Source organism: Tardiphaga sp. (assembly GCF_028290785.1).
Taxonomy (GTDB): domain Bacteria; phylum Pseudomonadota; class Alphaproteobacteria; order Rhizobiales; family Xanthobacteraceae; genus Tardiphaga.
On the sequence record NZ_JAQGJD010000245.1, the window covers coordinates 1 to 14,347 of the forward strand.

Genomic DNA, 14,347 nt, shown 5'->3' on the forward strand with positions numbered 1-14,347 from the left:
GATGGTGGAAAACCGCGTCGAGATCGACGAGATCGCGACGCCGATTTCTTCCAGCGCCAGCGCGGCGCGACGGTCGCTCTCGACCTTGGCCTCACGCTGCGCGGCGTCGAAGCCGGCGCGGTAGGCGTGGCCTTCGGCCGTCGCGACCATTTCCGCGATCTCCGCGGGCGTGACGGCGGGCGCGCGCGTCCTGTCGGGGGCGGCGAAATCGACGTCGAAGAGGAATTTTGCGGGAGCTGCCATCAATACACCAGTTCGTCGTCGGCGCGGTTCTTCGTCAGGACGATTTCGCCCTTGGCGGCCATGTCCTTGGCGAGGTTGACGAGCAGGGCCTGCGCCTCGTCGACGTCGCGCAGCCGCACCGGGCCAAGCGCGGCCATGTCGTCGAGCAGCATCTTGGCGGCGCGCGAGGACATGTTGCCCAGGAAGAAGGCGCGAACCTCCTCGTTGGCGCTCTTCAGCGCGATGCCGAGCTTGTCCTTGTCGATGTTGCGCATCAGTGTCTGCGCCGAACCGGCGTCGAGCTTGACGAGGTCGTCGAAGGTGAACATCAGCGCCTTGATGCGCTCGGCCGCCTCGCGGTTGTCTTCTTCCAGCGAGGTGATGAAACGGGTCTCGGTCTGGCGGTCGAAATTGTTGAAGATTTCGGCCATCACCTCGTGGGCGTCGCGGCGACGGGTCTGCGACAGGTTCGACATGAACTCGGTGCGCAACGTCTGCTCGACGCGCTCGATGATTTCCTTCTGCACCGTCTCCATCTTCAGCATGCGGCCGATGACGTCGAGGGCGAGATCTTCTGGCAGGATCGACAACACGCGGGCGGCGTGCTCCGGCTTCAGCTTCGACAGCACCACGGCGATGGTCTGCGGATATTCGTTCTTAAGGTAGTTGGCCAGCACCTCTTCCTGCACGTTGGAGAGCTTCTCCCACATGTTGCGGCCGGCGGGACCGCGAATTTCTTCCATGATGCCGTTGACGCGCTCGGACGGCAGGTACTGCGTCAGCAGCCGTTCGGTGGCGTCGAAGGTGCCCATCAGCGCGCCGGACGCCGACATCCGCGACACGAATTCCAGCAGCAGGTCTTCCACCGTGTCCGGCTCGATGGTGCCGAGCGTCGACATCACGCTGGAGAGCTGCCGGACCTCGTCGTCGTCGAGCATCGCCCAGACCTTGCCGCCATATTGTTCGCCGAGCGCCAGCATCAGGATCGCCGCGCGCTTCGGGCCACTCAACGGCTTCGCCGCCGGACGACCGCCCTGGCGCTGCGCAAGCGAAGCGACGACGCTGGCGATGTCGCTTGAGTTGTCGCCTGTGGTTGCGGGGACTGCCATTCAGATCACGCCGGCTCCTGCAGCCACGCGCGAACGATGGCTGCGGTTTCGTTGGGGTTGCGGTCGGCCAGTTCGCCGACGCGATGCACGGACTGGGCGTGGACCTGGCCCTGCACGGTGGCGAGGTCGATCGCGTTGGGAGCGGAGGGGAGCAGCGCCTGGCCGTCCGGCCCGACGGCGGAGCCGCCGGTCAGCGCGGCGGCGCTCTGGGCGGTGAGCACCGGGACCGGCTCGCTCGCCAGGATGCGGCGAACCAGCGGGCGGATCACCATAAACATGACGACGAGGCCCAGCAGCATCATCACCGCCAGCTCGATAATGTACATCACGTCGTCCTTGGTGAACTGCAGCGCGCCGAGCAGGCCGGTGGGCTCCGGGTTCGGGACGACGGCAGGGCCCTCGGCGAATTTCAGGTTGACGATTTCGACCTGGTCGCCGCGCTTCTGGTCGAAGCCGATAGCCGAGCGGACCAGGGTGGCGATGCGGTCGAGCTCACCCTTGCTGCGCTCCTGATAGACCAGGTCGCCCTTTTCGCCCTTGCTGTAGAAGCCATCGACGAGCACCGCGACGGAGATGCGGTTGACGCGGCCGGCCTCGGTGACCTCGGTCTTGGTGGTGCGGGAGATCTCGTAATTGTTGGTCTCTTCCGACTTCTTGCTCTGGTCCTTCGCCGGGGACGGGTTGCCCTGGTTCTGGTTGCCGGGCAGCTCGTTATTGACCGTGACCTGACCGTCGATCGCGGCGCTGACGGAGGATTCTTCGCGGGACTGGCTGGAGCGCAGCACGCGGCCTTCGGGGTCGAACTTGTCGGAGGTCTGGGTCGTCTTGTTGTAATCGAAATCGGCGGTGAGCTGGACCCGGGCGCGACCGGCGCCGACCACCGAGGAGACGATCGCCTCGACCTGGTTGCGCATGCGCTTTTCGAAGCCGGCGCGGCGCTCGTCGCCGGTCGCGCCATCGGTGGTCGGGTCGGCGGCGCCGTCAGCCAGCAACTGGCCGGCTTCATCGACGATCGAGACCCGGTTCGGCTTCAGGCCGTTCACGGCCGAGGCCACTACATGGCGGATGGCGCGCACCTGCTGCGGGTCGAGCATGCCGCGGACGCGCACCACGATCGAGGCCGACGGCTCCGGGGTCTCGCGCGAGAACAGCGGCCGTTCGGGCAGCACCAGATGGACGCGGGCGGCCTGAATGCGGTCGATGGCCCGGATAGTGCGGGCCAGTTCGCCTTCCAGGGCGCGAAGGTGATTGATGTTCTGGACGAAACTGGTGGTGCCGAGGGCGTCAGATTTGTCGAAGATCTCGTAACCGACGCCGCCGCCCTTGGGCAGGCCGCCTTCGGCCAGCTTCATGCGCAGCCGGGTGACCTTGTCCTTCGGCACCATGATGGCGGCGCCTTCGTTCTTCAGCTCGTAGGGAATGGCCTGGCGTTCCAGGTCCTTGATGATGGCGGAGGAGTCTTCGACGCTGAGGTCGGTGAAAAGCGTGGTCAGCTGCGGCGTGGTGACGCGCATGATGACAAATGCAAAGAATCCGATGAGCGCGGCTGTCACCGCGACCATTGCCATCAGGCGCGCCGCGCCGAGACCCTTGAGGAAACCTAGCAGACTCTGCAACGAACCCAGCCCCTGAAGCACGGTCTGAAAAGACCGACTGGGCAAATTTTGCCCATAGGATGGTTTCGATATGGTTAACGATGGTTAATAGGTAACAAACAATGGCAAAATGGCGAAGACCGGCTTCCCGTGAAGGAGCCGGTTTTCGTCAAATGCAAGATATTCGAGAAGATTCGCTTACTGGCGGTATTGCTGGATGCGGGTCGTCCGCAGGCCCGCGAGACCGTGCTGGTCGATCGAGAATTGCCAGGAAAGGAATTCGTCGACCGTCAGCGTGTAGCGGCTGCAGGCTTCCTCAAGGGACAACAGGCCCCCGCGGACGGCGGCAACCACTTCGGCCTTGCGGCGGATGACCCACCGTTTTGTCCCGGGCGCGGGCAGATCCGCAATTGTTAACGGACTGCCGTCAGGCCCGATGACGTATTTGACCCTCGGGCGATGGGGTTCTGTCATGGCGTACTCACAAACTCTCAACCACTGAACTCACTTCAATAACCTACGCTCAGCGACTTAAAATTTGCCTAAGCTCGTAACTCCAATATGAATTGATCTGATTTTGGGGCAGATCGCCGTCCGGATACCCCTCAAACAGCTTCGCCCGGATCAGCGATCCGGGCGATCTCGCGCAGGCTGGTAGCTTGATCAGGTCGCGGGCGTGGCGGCGGGGACGGTGCGTACGACACGCTTGACCTGGTCCACCGTGTAATTCGCGCCGCCGATCGACAGCAAAGCGGGGCTCGCCGACAAGTCGGCGGAATCCACCATGCCCTGAACTTCGGTGGATATCGCCACCGTCTGGCCGTTCTGGTCCTTGCCGGTGGCGGTCAGCTTGTAGGTCCCGGGGGGATACTGCGTGCCGTCATTGCCCTTGCCATCCCAGACGAAGCTGGAGCCGCCGGATTTCAGCGCAAAGTTGCCGCTGTAGACGGTATTGCCGGCGGCGTTGGTGATGCTGACGGTGGAAGAGGTGGTGTCCTTGGCGGCGCTCAGATTCCATGTTGCCGAGGTGTCGAATTTCGTGGTGCTGCCATCGACCGCCACGGTGTTGCCGACATAGACCAGCGCTTCGGTCGCGGCTGCGCTCTTTTGCAGCGCGACCAGCGTTTTCAACTGGTCGTTCGACTTGAGCTGCTGCTCGACGCCCGCGAACTGCACCAGCTGCTGGGTGAACTGGTTGGTATCGAGCGGGTCGAGCGGGTTCTGGTTCTGCAACTGTGTCGTCAGCAGCGTCAGGAAGGTCTGGAAGTTATCCGCGATTCCCGTCGATGCCGTGGAGCTGGTATCGGTGGACGTCGATGTGTTGGTGACTGTTCCGGATACGACCGGCGCCGGCGTGCTAATTGAATCAACTGCCATGACTCTCTCCTCAAATACTGATGTCGACGCCGCTGCTGGATCCCAGCATGCGGCCGTAGCTTCGACCTGCGATCACCGCAGGCATGGAGTCGTCTTCGCTGATCACCAGGCGCTGTGACTGTCGCCCGGAATTGTCGCCGTTGTTCTGCTGTCCCTGCGACTGGTCGCGCAGGCTGAATTGCAGCCCGCCATCGCTGGTCTTCATGCCGGCCTGCTCCAAAGCGCGCTGCAGTTGCGGCGCGTCCTGGCGCAGCATCGCCAGCGTCTCCGGCTTCTCCACCGTCAAATGCGATGTCACGTTGCCGTGGCGATCGACATCGAGACGAACGTCGATGCGACCAAGCTCGGCAGGATCGAGACGAATGTCGAAGCGGCTCTTGCCGGATTGCGCGGATTGCGCGATCTCGACCGCGACGCCGTTGAGCGGGATCGGTGCGTTGGTGGCAATGGTCGCCGTCAACTGCGGCGCGGCGGCGGCAACGGGCGCTGCCGGCTGAAGCTGCTGCGCGGTATTGGCCGGCGGGTTGGGATCGACCGGAGCGAGCTGCGCCGCTTCCGCGACGCGGTGTTCGTGGATGACGGGCGCGGCCGGCTTCGCCGTGGCGTCGGTGCCGTCGGGTTTGACGCCGTCCGCCGCGACGTCGTCGGCCTTGCCGTCCTTGACCGGATGTTTCTCCGGGGCGGCTGCTTGCGCCGGCTGCGAGGTCTGCGCCGTGGTGGCGGCATTGCCCGCGGTGTCGGAGTTGACGGTGGTTTCGGTCGTCGGGGTCTCGGTGCCCGCCGTGGTCGCGGACTTGGCCTGCTTGACGCCGGTCTTCGCAGCGGCGGGCGTGGCGGCTGCAATCAGTGCCGCGAAATCCGGATCGGTGGATGCCGGTGTGGCGGTTTCGGCGGTCGCTCCGGTGCCGGTCGCGGCGGCTGCTTCGGCGGCCGCGGCTTGCGCCTTCAGCACGGCGGCGGCGATTGCCAGCGGCGCAGTGACGCCGGCATTTGCGGTTGCCGGCGCGGTGGCGGTGTCGGTTGTGGCGATGACGACGGGGATGGTGACCGCGACCGCAGTTACCGGCACAGCCTGATCGGTTGCCGTGGTGGCATCGGCGGTCGCGGCCGTAGCGGTATCCGCGGTCTTACCGTCCTTGGTGGAATCCTTGTCCGCCTTGGTGTCCTTCGCGTCCTTGGCGTCGGCCTTGCTGTCGGCCTTCGCCGGCTTGCTGTCCGCAGGGGCATCGGTGCGATCGTTGGCGGGTTTGGCCGGTGCGTCGCGATCGCGCGCAGCTGCCGCGTCGGCGCGGTCGTTGTTGCGGGCACTGTCATCGGCCCTGGGCCGGCTGTCGTCGCGGGGAGCAGGCGCCGGCAGGTCCGGCAGGGCGGACACCGGACGGTCATTCTGGCTGTTGGCCGCAGTGGTATTGTCGATCAGCGAGCCAAAGCGGTCGGACGCCGACGCCTGGTCGTCGCGGGCCGACTTCGATCGCGTATTCTGGATCGACGCGTTTGAGGCGATATCTGAGGTCACGCTAACCACGGCCGGCCTTTCAAGATGAGTTCTACGTCCATTGGAGCAAGGACCGGGCCACCCGCGAACGAAATAAAATATTGATATATTGCAATGCGTTAGAAGGTGGCGGCGTGTAGCTCTCGGGGTTTTGGGCCGCTTTGTTTCTGCCTGTCGGCAAGAATTGCCGTTGGCGCGCGGCCGCCGTGATTGCCTGAGCGGAAGCCGGCCTATATTAAAGAGCATCATCTCAGCCCGTGCCGGAACGCGCGCAAGTTCCGGGATTTGCTTCCGTCTTCCTGATCGCATCGGCTTGCAGCCGGCGCGGTCGCAGCCAGAACCGAAACCATGCTCAACAGTCTGGATCTCGAAGGTCGTCCGCAGGACACCCGGGTCGTGGTCGCCATGTCCGGCGGCGTCGATTCCTCGGCGACGGCTGCGCTGCTGAAGTCGCAGGGCTACGACGTGGTCGGCATCACGCTGCAACTGTACGACCATGGCGCCGCGACCCATCGCAAGGGCGCCTGCTGCGCCGGCCGCGACATCCACGATGCCCGCGACGTCGCCGAACGGATCGGCATTCCGCATTACGTGCTGGATTACGAGAGCAAGTTCCGCGAGTCGGTGATCGACAATTTTGCTGCCAGCTACGCCATCGGCGAGACCCCGGTGCCATGCATCGAGTGCAACCGCTCGGTCAAGTTCCGCGACCTGCTGGCCACCGCGCGCGAACTCGGTGCCTCCGCGCTGGCCACCGGCCATTACGTGGCGTCGCGCCGCCTCGCCAGCGGATCGCGCGCGCTGGTCTGCGCCGCGGACGCCGATCGCGACCAGAGCTATTTTCTGTTCGCCACCACGCAAGAGCAGCTCGACTATCTGCGCTTTCCGCTCGGCGATATGACCAAGCCGCAGACCCGCGAACTCGCGCGGCAGTTCGGTCTGTCGGTCGCCGACAAGCAGGACAGCCAGGACATCTGCTTCGTGCCGTCCGGCCGTTACACCGACGTGATCGAGCGCATGAAGCCGAACGCGCTAGAGCCCGGCGATATCGTCGATATGGACGGTCGCGTCATCGGCCGCCATGAAGGCATCGTGCATTTCACCGTCGGCCAGCGCCGCGGCCTCGGCATCGCCGCCGCTGCGCCTCTCTATGTGATCAAGCTCGACGCCGCGGCTCGTCGCGTCATCGTGGGGCCGCGCGAGGCGCTGCGCATGCATCGTATCATGCTGCGCGACATCAACTGGATCGGCGACGGCGCGCTGGATCGCGCGGTGGGCGATGGCCTCGAACTGTTCGTCAGGGTGCGCTCGACCCGCGCGCCGCAGCCGGCCTGGCTGCGGGCGGTGAATGGCGGCTACGAGATCGAACTTGTCGGTGGCGAGGAGGGCGTATCGCCCGGCCAGGCCTGCGTGTTCTACGACGCGGCCGGCGGCCAGGCCCGCGTGCTTGGCGGCGGCTTCATCAAGAGTGCCGCGGCGAAAAGCGTTGTCGGTATCCCTGTGCATAATGTTAATGTCGCCCAACCGCTGGTCGCAGCGTTGCGCGTGTAAGAGTTCAGGGCAGGAAATGGCTGGCGATATCGACCGCGCGGGGGTCGCGAAAGCCTACGGGCTGTGGGCACCGATCTATGACATCGTGTTCGGCAAGGTGTTCGACGCCGGCCGCCAGGCCACCATCCTCGAGGCCGACAAGATCGGCGGCCGGATTCTCGATGTCGGTGTCGGCACCGGCCTGTCGCTGATCGACTATTCCCGCACCACAAAAATCTGCGGCGTCGATATTTCCGAGCCGATGCTGCGCAAGGCGCATCAACGGGTGAAGGCGCTGAACCTCACCAATGTCGAGACGCTGGCGGTGATGGACGCCAAGAATCTGGCCTTCGCCGATGGCTATTTCGACGCGGTGGTCGCGCAATATGTCATCACCGCGGTGCCGGATCCCGAAGCCACCCTCGACGACTTCATCCGCGTGCTGAAGCCGGGCGGCGAACTGATCCTGGTCAACCACATCGGCGCCGAGAGCGGCCCGCGAAAACTGTTCGAGCTGGCTTTCGCCCCCTTGGCGCGACGGCTTGGCTGGCGCCCGGAATTTCCGTGGGGCCGTCTGGTCGATTGGGCCGCAGCACACGGCGGCGTGACGCTCACGGAACGCCGGCCGATGGCCCCGATGGGACATTTCTCCCTGATCCGCTACCGGAAATCCTAAGGGCCGCTTTTCTCGGGAACCTCGGGGCTCAAACCCTGTTTTATCCCGATGCGGATCAAACAGCCCCTGTTGCTCGCCAGTTTCCTGATCGCCGGTTGCAGTGCGGCCTTCGCACAGGCGCCGCCGACGCCTGCTACGCCCTCGGCGCAGATCGCGCCGGTTCCGCCGCGCGGAGCAACCAACTGCACGCCGACCGAGACCGGTCCGCGGGGCACCATCACTCCGAACGGCAACGCGACGACCGGACAAAGCCCGGAGCCGCTTGCCGACAAGCTGGCGCGCTCCGACGGCGTGCTGTGCCCGCCGACCGGCGTCGATTCAGAAATCCACGCGCCGACGCCCGACACCGGCAATACGCCGGTAATCCCCCCGCCCGGCAGCCCCGGCGGCGACCCCAGCGTGCGTCCGAAATAGATCCCCCTTAGCGATCATGCTGACACTCATGCCCGGCCTCGTGCCGGGCATTTGCATGTCGGCTTCGCGAACAAGTTCCACGTGAGAAGGTCGCCGATGGCTGGCTCACACCATGCCCGCATGGTTTCCAGATCGTTACGCGATTGCTTCGATATCGACATATCCGTCGCCGTCGAATTAACGCAAACTGTAGGAGTGAGTTGTGAGATAACGCGGTTGGTCTATTGAGTCGAACTGTCGGCCTGTGGCCGGCCGGTTCGGGAATTAACCATGCGTGTCGCGATCGTCCACGACTGGCTTTACACGTTGGGCGGCGCCGAGCAGGTGCTGCGCGAGATGCTGCGTTGCTATCCGGACGCGGACGTTTTCACGCTGTTCGATGTGCTGACGCCGGAGGATCGCGCCAAGATCGGTTTCAAGAAAGCCAAGACCAGCTTTCTGCAAAACATGCCGTTCATCCGCAAGCTGCATCGCTCCTATCTGCCGCTGATGCCGATCGCCATCGAGCAGTTCGATCTGTCGGGCTACGATCTGGTGATTTCCAGCAGCTATGCGGTCGCCAAGGGCGTCATCACCGGTCCAAACCAGCTTCATATCTCCTACGTACATTCGCCGATGCGCTATGCCTGGGATCTTCAGCATGCCTACCTGAAAGAAAGCGGCCTGACCGGAGGCATCAAGAGCGCGCTGGCCCGCGCACTGCTGCATCGGATACGAATCTGGGATGTGCGCACCGCGCACGGTCCGGACGCAATGCTGGCCAATTCCAATTTCGTCGCCAAGCGCATCAAGAAGGTCTACGGCCGCGAGGCCCAGGTGATCTATCCGCCGGTGACGATGTCCACTTTGCCAACCGACCTGCCGTCGGGCGGGCATTTTCTCGCGGCCAGCCGGCTGGTGCCCTACAAGAAGATCGAGGCCGTCATCCGCGCCTTCGCCGAATTGCCGGATCTCAAGCTGGTGGTTGCGGGGCACGGTCCCGATGCGGAGCGGCTGCAGGCGATGGCCGGTCCCAATGTGAGCTTCGTCGGCTTCGTCACCGACGAGCGGCTGCGCGAACTGATGGCCACCGCGCGGGCCTTCGTATTCGCCGCCGAAGAGGATTTCGGCATCATCGTGGTGGAGGCGCAGGCGGAAGGCGCACCGGTGCTGGCGCTCGGCCGCGGCGGCGCGCGCGAAACGGTGTCGGCGGCACCGGGCCATCGCACCGGGATGTTCTTCGACTCCCCGAGGCCGGAAGCGATCGCACAATGCGTCCGCGCCTTCGTGGCGCAGGAAGCCTCGTTCTCGCGCGCGGAATGCCGGGCCCGCGCCGAAATATTCTCCGCCGCACGTTTCCGCAGCGAGCTGATGGCTTTCATCGACAGCCAGATGGCCACCTTTACCGGCGAAAGACGGCGAGGGCCCGCAAGCGGCTCCGTTCTAAACACGCTGGGATTGCGCCGGCGCTGGACCGACAGCGAGCGCCAGGCGGGAAAGCCGGCGGCGTAAGGCTGAGCGAACCGCCTCACCTGTCCCGGACGCGACAAGATTCCAGTGACGAACCAACTCTAGTTGGCTGTCGCGTGCGGCTTGTGGTCCGGAAACCGGCTGTTCAATGCCGTTTTCAAAAACTTGAAATGGCTGATGCTGACGGCGAGCTCGCGCAACCTTCGCTGGCCGTTGGAAATTTCCTTCTCGAACAGATCGAGATGATCGCTGTCGAGCTTTTCCCGGGTGAGATATTCGTCGTTGCCGTTGCCGAAGGTCACCGCCGCGCGGGCCAGCACATCATCGACGCGGCGGGTGAGGCCGGCCTGCTCGGCTTCGGCCGAGCGCAGCGCCTCGTCGAGCGCGCGAACGACGGCTTCGATGCGGCCGTGATCGGTCTCGGCATCGCGCTCCGCCGAGCGCGCCTTGAATTCGCGCTCGCCAGTCAGGCTCCTCAGATAGCCTTGGGCGCGAGACCTCAGGAACAGCTGGAACATGTTACATCCGTCCAAGGCGCGGAGAAGATACCGCGCCCCTCCGTCTTGGATCACCGTGGTTACAAATCAGTTAACGGGCGCCTAGGCCGTAGACTCACAATTGCGTAACCACAGCCGTATTGAGGCGAGCTGGACCATTGCGATGAAGTTGGCGGCCAGCTTGTCATAGCGTGTGGCGACACGGCGGAAGTGCTTGAGCTTGGATAAGGAAGGGGCGATGGGGGCGTTCGCCCAACTGATATCGTCGGACAGGATGGCGGCGACGGCACCGCCGACCTCGTTCGGCAGGCCCAAGCGGAGCCTGTCACTTGTTTTTCGCTATTTTTTTGGCGAAATTGACGTCGAAGTAGTCACGCCACGCGACGATGCAATCGCCTTCTATCTCGAAGATGCCCATCACCTTCACTGCGGCTACTTCGCTCCCATCAGCGCGTACAAAACGGTCCAGCCGCTCGGTCAACACGCGATTTCCGTCCGCAGCGATAGCAAGCATGTCAAAATGGACTGCTGCGATGTCCGGCGATCTGCCGGGCCGCTCGATAAAAGCTATCGCCTCTTCGATGCCGGTGGTAGTCGACACGCCCTCATTGACCCAGACCGTCTTGGGGGTAAACCATCGCCGAATTGCGGCTTTCCCGTTATCTTCGGCGATAGCAGCGCTGAAGGCAGTGACCGTTTCGACTGGTGCTGGCATCTTAATATCCTTCATTTTGCTAGACGTGTCGCACGTCTGTGACCAGGCCCCCGTGGAGAACATTACGGCCGCTATCGCTACAAGCGCATACTTCATCTGAAAAATCCCTTGGTGGAGTTGCATTGAAATGCCGATGTTTGGAGCTACAGCAACTGCCCGCCCGAAATGTCGAAGGTCGTACCGTTCGCCCAGCCCATATCGTCGGACAGGATGGCCGCGACCGCCCCGCCGACATCGTCCGGCAGGCCGACGCGCCCCAGTGCGATGCCTTTGGCCACGTAGGCGTTCACATCGTCATTGTCGCGCACCGCACCACCGCCAAAGTCGGTCGCAATGGCGCCGGGCGCAATCGCGTTCACCCGGATACGGCGTGCGCCGAGTTCGACCGCCATGTAGCGGGTCAGGACCTCGACCGCAGCCTTCATCGCCGCATACAGGCTGTAGCCTGGCAGCGTGAAGCGCACGAAGCCGGACGAGACGTTCAGGATGCGGCCGCCGTCCTCGATAAGGGGCAGCAGCTTTTGGGTCAGGAAGACCGGTCCGCGCAGATGCGTCGTGACCAGCGATTCGAACTCCTCTTCGGTCGCTTCTGCGAAGTTGGCGAAAAGGCCGTTGCCGGCATTGTTAACGAGAAAGTCGAAGCGCTCGCGACCGAAATCGGTCTTCAGGGTTTTGGCGACCGTCGTTGCAAATGTCGGGAAGCTAGCGGTATCGGTGACGTCGAGCGCCAGCATGGCGGCGGTGCCGCCCAGCGCCTCGATCTCCTGGCGCAACGCATCGGCTTCCACCGCGCCGCTGCGGTAGGTGCCGACAATGTGGACACCGCGTTTGGCAAGATGCAGCGCCATGTTGCGGCCGAGGCCCCGGCTGGCGCCGGTGATGAGTGCGATTTGATTGGTCAAAGCTTGCCTCTGTCGAAGGTCGTGCTGAGAAGAGATTTCCCCATCCACGTTGGATGATCCGAAAATAGTGGCCGAGCAGCTTGCCGGCGCGCCTGATACGCTCAAAATCTTGCCTGATTGTCTCAACAGCTTTGCTTAAGCTGGTGGAGGTGTTAGACTTGGGCATGAGCACCGAACTAGCGCAGCACCTCGATATCGCTTGCCGCCACGCGAAATCGGATTGGACGAACTCGTCAATACCGCGCCTCGACATTTACGTCATGCAAGTTTCGGTTGCTGCACCATGCCCGTACCGATCGATGGTTTGCTTTATCCTGCAGGGTTCAAAACGTGTCGCCATCAACAAGAGCCTATTGAGCTACGATGGCTCGGAATATCTCATCAGTGCCCTCGATCTGCCGCTCATCGGTCAGATTTGGGCTACCGATGATGGGCAGCCATACGTCGCGGTATCGCTCGATCTGGACCCCACAGTGTTGGCAGAGGTCGTAGCTGCCATGCCATCGGTGCGGGAAAATGACCTTCAGGACGCCGGTATTGCGATCAACCCGATGACGGCTCCGCTACGGGAGACATTGCTTCGCCTGCTGGCCTTGCTTGACACGCCTGATGACATCCCGGTTCTTGCACCAATGGTCGAGCGAGAGTTGATGTATCGTCTGCTGCAAGGCCCGCAGGGCAGGCTGCTGCGTCAAATTGCACATCCTGACGGTGCGTTGAATAGGGTTCGGCGGGCCGTTGGATGGATCCGGGACAATTACAAGGCGCGGTTGCGCATCGAAGCTCTGTGCGATGCAAGTGGGATGAGCCGGGCGAGCCTACATCGCCACTTCTTGGCCATCACCGGGGTAAGTCCTCTTCAATACCAGAAACAGCTGCGCTTGCAGGAGGCTCGTCACCTACTCTTGGCTGGCGGCAGAAATGCCTCAGACGCTGGGTTTGCGGTCGGCTACGAAAGCGCCTCGCAATTCAGCCGAGAGTATCAGCGTCAATTCGGCGCTCCGCCCGCGCGTGACGTTCGTCAGATTAAGCATGTGATTGCGAGTGGGGCAGCAGCTTGAGCGGGCGTGCCGCGCGTTCGTCGCTCTGAGCCTGCCCGGCAATATCGCAACGTGAGAAGCCCTCCGACTTCCAGAGCACTATCGTTTTCGGGAAAGCCGGCTCCACAAGCTGATGGCGGCTACACCCGCTCGCGCGCCCTAAGGCCGCCGGTCCGCGATCAAGAAGTTGCGGACGTTCCCGTTTATGAGTTCACGACCTAGCCAGATTTCGCGGCGGCAGATAGATACGAGGAAAATCAGGGAGTGAAATCATGGCGCACAATGGCCGAAGGTTTTTAGCGCGGCTGGTCATGGCCGGCCTGCTGTTGGTGCCACCAGCGGGCGTTGCCGTGGCCGGCGAGCCTGAACCGCGCGACATCCTGGCGCCGACCGGCACGTTGCGCGTCGGCCTGTACACGGGAACGCCGACGTCGATCCTGCCGGATCCCAAGGTGGGTGGTCCCAAGGGGGTCGGCTACGATCTTGGCAAGGCGCTCGCGGAAAAGCTCGGCGTACCCTATGAGCCCGTCGTATTCTCCAGGAACGCCGAGGTGCTCGAAGCCGTGAAAACCGGCAAGGTCGATGCCGCCTTCACCAACGCTTCGCCGGCACGGGCCAAGGTGATGGATTTCGGTCCGTATTATCTCGAAAGCGAACTCGGCTATCTCGTGCAGCAAGGCTCTGCGGTGGCCAGGCTGGCCGATGTCGATGTGGCCGGACGCCGCGTGGGCGTCACCGAAGGCAGCTCGTCGGATGCCGCTCTCAGCCATGACCTGAAACAGGCGGAGATCGTTCGCGTCGCGACCGTCACACTGGCGGGGGAGATGCTGGCGGCCGGCGAGCTCGATGTTTTCGCCACCAACAAGGCGACGCTCTACGAGCTTGCGGAAAAGGCGCCGGGCTCGAAAGTGCTTGATGGCCAGTGGGGCGTCGAGCGCCACGCCATCGCCATTCCGAAGGGCAGGGAGCAGGGGCTGGCCTTCGTTCGACAGTTTACCGAGCAGGCCAAGGCGCAGGGCGTGGTGACGGCCGCTATCGCCCGTTCCGGATTACGTGCGGCGACGACCGCTGCGGCGCAGCCCTAGTTGCTAACTGTTCCATCTGAAAGGGGTATTCATCGGCCTGCAAGTTCGGCTACACCGCCAGCGGGTTCACCGCGCTGCGGCGCGTGAGCTGATCGAAGACATCGGGAAGGACATCACGTGACGGCTCTGAGCAAATTCACCGGCATCATCGCGACCGCCGCCGCCATTTTCCTGGCGGGCGCCAGCGCTCATGCGCAGTCGTTCCCAGCCAAGCAGGTGACGTTCTTCGTACCCTATGCCG

The 14,347-nt window shown here is 63.5% G+C and carries 14 protein-coding genes and 2 pseudogenes; 6 read left to right on the plus strand and 10 right to left on the minus strand.

The features are described 5' to 3' along the window. From fliH to JWR89_RS15350, 6 genes and pseudogenes are all read right to left on the minus strand, one after another. Window positions 1-243: pseudogene (gene fliH, locus JWR89_RS15325) on the minus strand (flagellar assembly protein FliH); the annotation flags it as partial. Further along, entirely contained in the window at window positions 243-1,331 is a 1,089-nt protein-coding gene (gene fliG / locus JWR89_RS15330; RefSeq protein ID WP_299717597.1) for a flagellar motor switch protein FliG, read from the minus strand. The pseudogene fliH and the gene fliG, both read right to left, overlap by 1 nt. Window positions 1,332-1,336: 5 nt before the next feature. Next, window positions 1,337-2,947: a flagellar basal-body MS-ring/collar protein FliF gene (gene fliF / locus JWR89_RS15335; protein WP_299717599.1), complete on the minus strand. Its 1,611-nt coding sequence runs from the start codon at window positions 2,945-2,947 to the stop codon at window positions 1,337-1,339. Between the two features lie 177 nt (window positions 2,948-3,124). After that, window positions 3,125-3,400 carry a DUF1153 domain-containing protein gene (locus JWR89_RS15340; RefSeq protein ID WP_002714638.1) on the minus strand — a complete coding sequence of 92 codons (276 nt, stop codon included), beginning with the start codon at window positions 3,398-3,400 and terminating at the stop codon, window positions 3,125-3,127. Window positions 3,401-3,589: 189 nt separating this feature from the next. Then, window positions 3,590-4,303: a flagellar hook capping FlgD N-terminal domain-containing protein gene (locus JWR89_RS15345; protein WP_299717601.1), complete on the minus strand. Its 714-nt coding sequence runs from the start codon at window positions 4,301-4,303 to the stop codon at window positions 3,590-3,592. A 10-nt stretch (window positions 4,304-4,313) separates the two neighbouring features. Continuing rightward, window positions 4,314-5,819, minus strand: a complete 1,506-nt coding sequence (locus JWR89_RS15350) for a flagellar hook-length control protein FliK (protein ID WP_299717603.1) — start codon at window positions 5,817-5,819, stop codon at window positions 4,314-4,316. Window positions 5,820-6,146: 327 nt separating this feature from the next. On the opposite strand from JWR89_RS15350, the gene mnmA reads away from it, so the two are divergent. The 4 genes from mnmA to JWR89_RS15370 all read left to right on the plus strand — a co-directional run bounded on the left by mnmA (window position 6,147) and on the right by JWR89_RS15370 (window position 9,909). Beyond that, entirely contained in the window at window positions 6,147-7,349 is a 1,203-nt protein-coding gene (gene mnmA, locus JWR89_RS15355; protein WP_299717605.1) for a tRNA 2-thiouridine(34) synthase MnmA, read from the plus strand. 16 nt (window positions 7,350-7,365) lie between these two features. Next, on the plus strand, window positions 7,366-8,004 hold the full coding sequence (locus JWR89_RS15360) for a class I SAM-dependent methyltransferase (RefSeq protein ID WP_299717607.1): 639 nt from the start codon (window positions 7,366-7,368) through the stop codon (window positions 8,002-8,004). Window positions 8,005-8,052: 48 nt separating this feature from the next. After that, the gene (locus JWR89_RS15365; RefSeq protein WP_299717609.1) at window positions 8,053-8,418 is read left to right on the plus strand and encodes a hypothetical protein; all 366 of its coding nucleotides are present in this window, start codon (window positions 8,053-8,055) and stop codon (window positions 8,416-8,418) included. Between the two features lie 270 nt (window positions 8,419-8,688). After that, on the plus strand, window positions 8,689-9,909 hold the full coding sequence (locus JWR89_RS15370) for a glycosyltransferase (protein WP_299717611.1): 1,221 nt from the start codon (window positions 8,689-8,691) through the stop codon (window positions 9,907-9,909). A gap of 59 nt (window positions 9,910-9,968) precedes the next feature. Here the strand turns inward: JWR89_RS15370 and JWR89_RS15375 are convergent, their stop codons facing one another. From JWR89_RS15375 to JWR89_RS15390, 4 genes and pseudogenes are all read right to left on the minus strand, one after another. Then, window positions 9,969-10,385 (minus strand): hypothetical protein, encoded by a 417-nt coding sequence (locus JWR89_RS15375; RefSeq protein ID WP_299717613.1) that lies wholly within the window; start codon window positions 10,383-10,385, stop codon window positions 9,969-9,971. 81 nt (window positions 10,386-10,466) lie between these two features. Further along, window positions 10,467-10,589, minus strand: a pseudogene (locus JWR89_RS15380) (IS5/IS1182 family transposase); the annotation flags it as partial. 100 nt (window positions 10,590-10,689) lie between these two features. Further along, window positions 10,690-11,079 (minus strand): limonene-1,2-epoxide hydrolase family protein, encoded by a 390-nt coding sequence (locus JWR89_RS15385; RefSeq protein ID WP_299717615.1) that lies wholly within the window; start codon window positions 11,077-11,079, stop codon window positions 10,690-10,692. A gap of 143 nt (window positions 11,080-11,222) precedes the next feature. Beyond that, window positions 11,223-11,981, minus strand: a complete 759-nt coding sequence (locus JWR89_RS15390; protein WP_299717621.1) for an SDR family oxidoreductase — start codon at window positions 11,979-11,981, stop codon at window positions 11,223-11,225. 164 nt (window positions 11,982-12,145) lie between these two features. Between JWR89_RS15390 and JWR89_RS15395 the strand changes: the two genes are divergently transcribed. Together JWR89_RS15395 and JWR89_RS15400 are read left to right on the plus strand one after the other, a co-directional pair. Beyond that, the gene (locus tag JWR89_RS15395; protein WP_299717617.1) at window positions 12,146-13,042 is read left to right on the plus strand and encodes an AraC family transcriptional regulator; all 897 of its coding nucleotides are present in this window, start codon (window positions 12,146-12,148) and stop codon (window positions 13,040-13,042) included. A gap of 251 nt (window positions 13,043-13,293) precedes the next feature. Next, window positions 13,294-14,106: a transporter substrate-binding domain-containing protein gene (locus JWR89_RS15400; RefSeq protein WP_299717619.1), complete on the plus strand. Its 813-nt coding sequence runs from the start codon at window positions 13,294-13,296 to the stop codon at window positions 14,104-14,106. Window positions 14,107-14,347 lie beyond the last annotated feature (241 nt).

What these genes read in the sequence shown, in the direction of transcription:
- fliG (WP_299717597.1), bottom strand. Translation starts at nt 1,331, where the DNA reads ATGGCAGTCCCCGCAACCACAGGCGACAACTCAAGCGACATCGCCAGC.
- JWR89_RS15340 (WP_002714638.1), bottom strand. Translation starts at nt 3,400, where the DNA reads ATGACAGAACCCCATCGCCCGAGGGTCAAATACGTCATCGGGCCTGAC.
- JWR89_RS15345 (WP_299717601.1), bottom strand. Translation starts at nt 4,303, where the DNA reads ATGGCAGTTGATTCAATTAGCACGCCGGCGCCGGTCGTATCCGGAACA.
- mnmA (WP_299717605.1), top strand. Translation starts at nt 6,147, where the DNA reads ATGCTCAACAGTCTGGATCTCGAAGGTCGTCCGCAGGACACCCGGGTC.
- JWR89_RS15360 (WP_299717607.1), top strand. Translation starts at nt 7,366, where the DNA reads ATGGCTGGCGATATCGACCGCGCGGGGGTCGCGAAAGCCTACGGGCTG.
- JWR89_RS15365 (WP_299717609.1), top strand. Translation starts at nt 8,053, where the DNA reads ATGCGGATCAAACAGCCCCTGTTGCTCGCCAGTTTCCTGATCGCCGGT.
- JWR89_RS15370 (WP_299717611.1), top strand. Translation starts at nt 8,689, where the DNA reads ATGCGTGTCGCGATCGTCCACGACTGGCTTTACACGTTGGGCGGCGCC.
- JWR89_RS15375 (WP_299717613.1), bottom strand. Translation starts at nt 10,385, where the DNA reads ATGTTCCAGCTGTTCCTGAGGTCTCGCGCCCAAGGCTATCTGAGGAGC.
- JWR89_RS15385 (WP_299717615.1), bottom strand. Translation starts at nt 11,079, where the DNA reads ATGCCAGCACCAGTCGAAACGGTCACTGCCTTCAGCGCTGCTATCGCC.
- JWR89_RS15395 (WP_299717617.1), top strand. Translation starts at nt 12,146, where the DNA reads ATGAGCACCGAACTAGCGCAGCACCTCGATATCGCTTGCCGCCACGCG.
- JWR89_RS15400 (WP_299717619.1), top strand. Translation starts at nt 13,294, where the DNA reads ATGGCGCACAATGGCCGAAGGTTTTTAGCGCGGCTGGTCATGGCCGGC.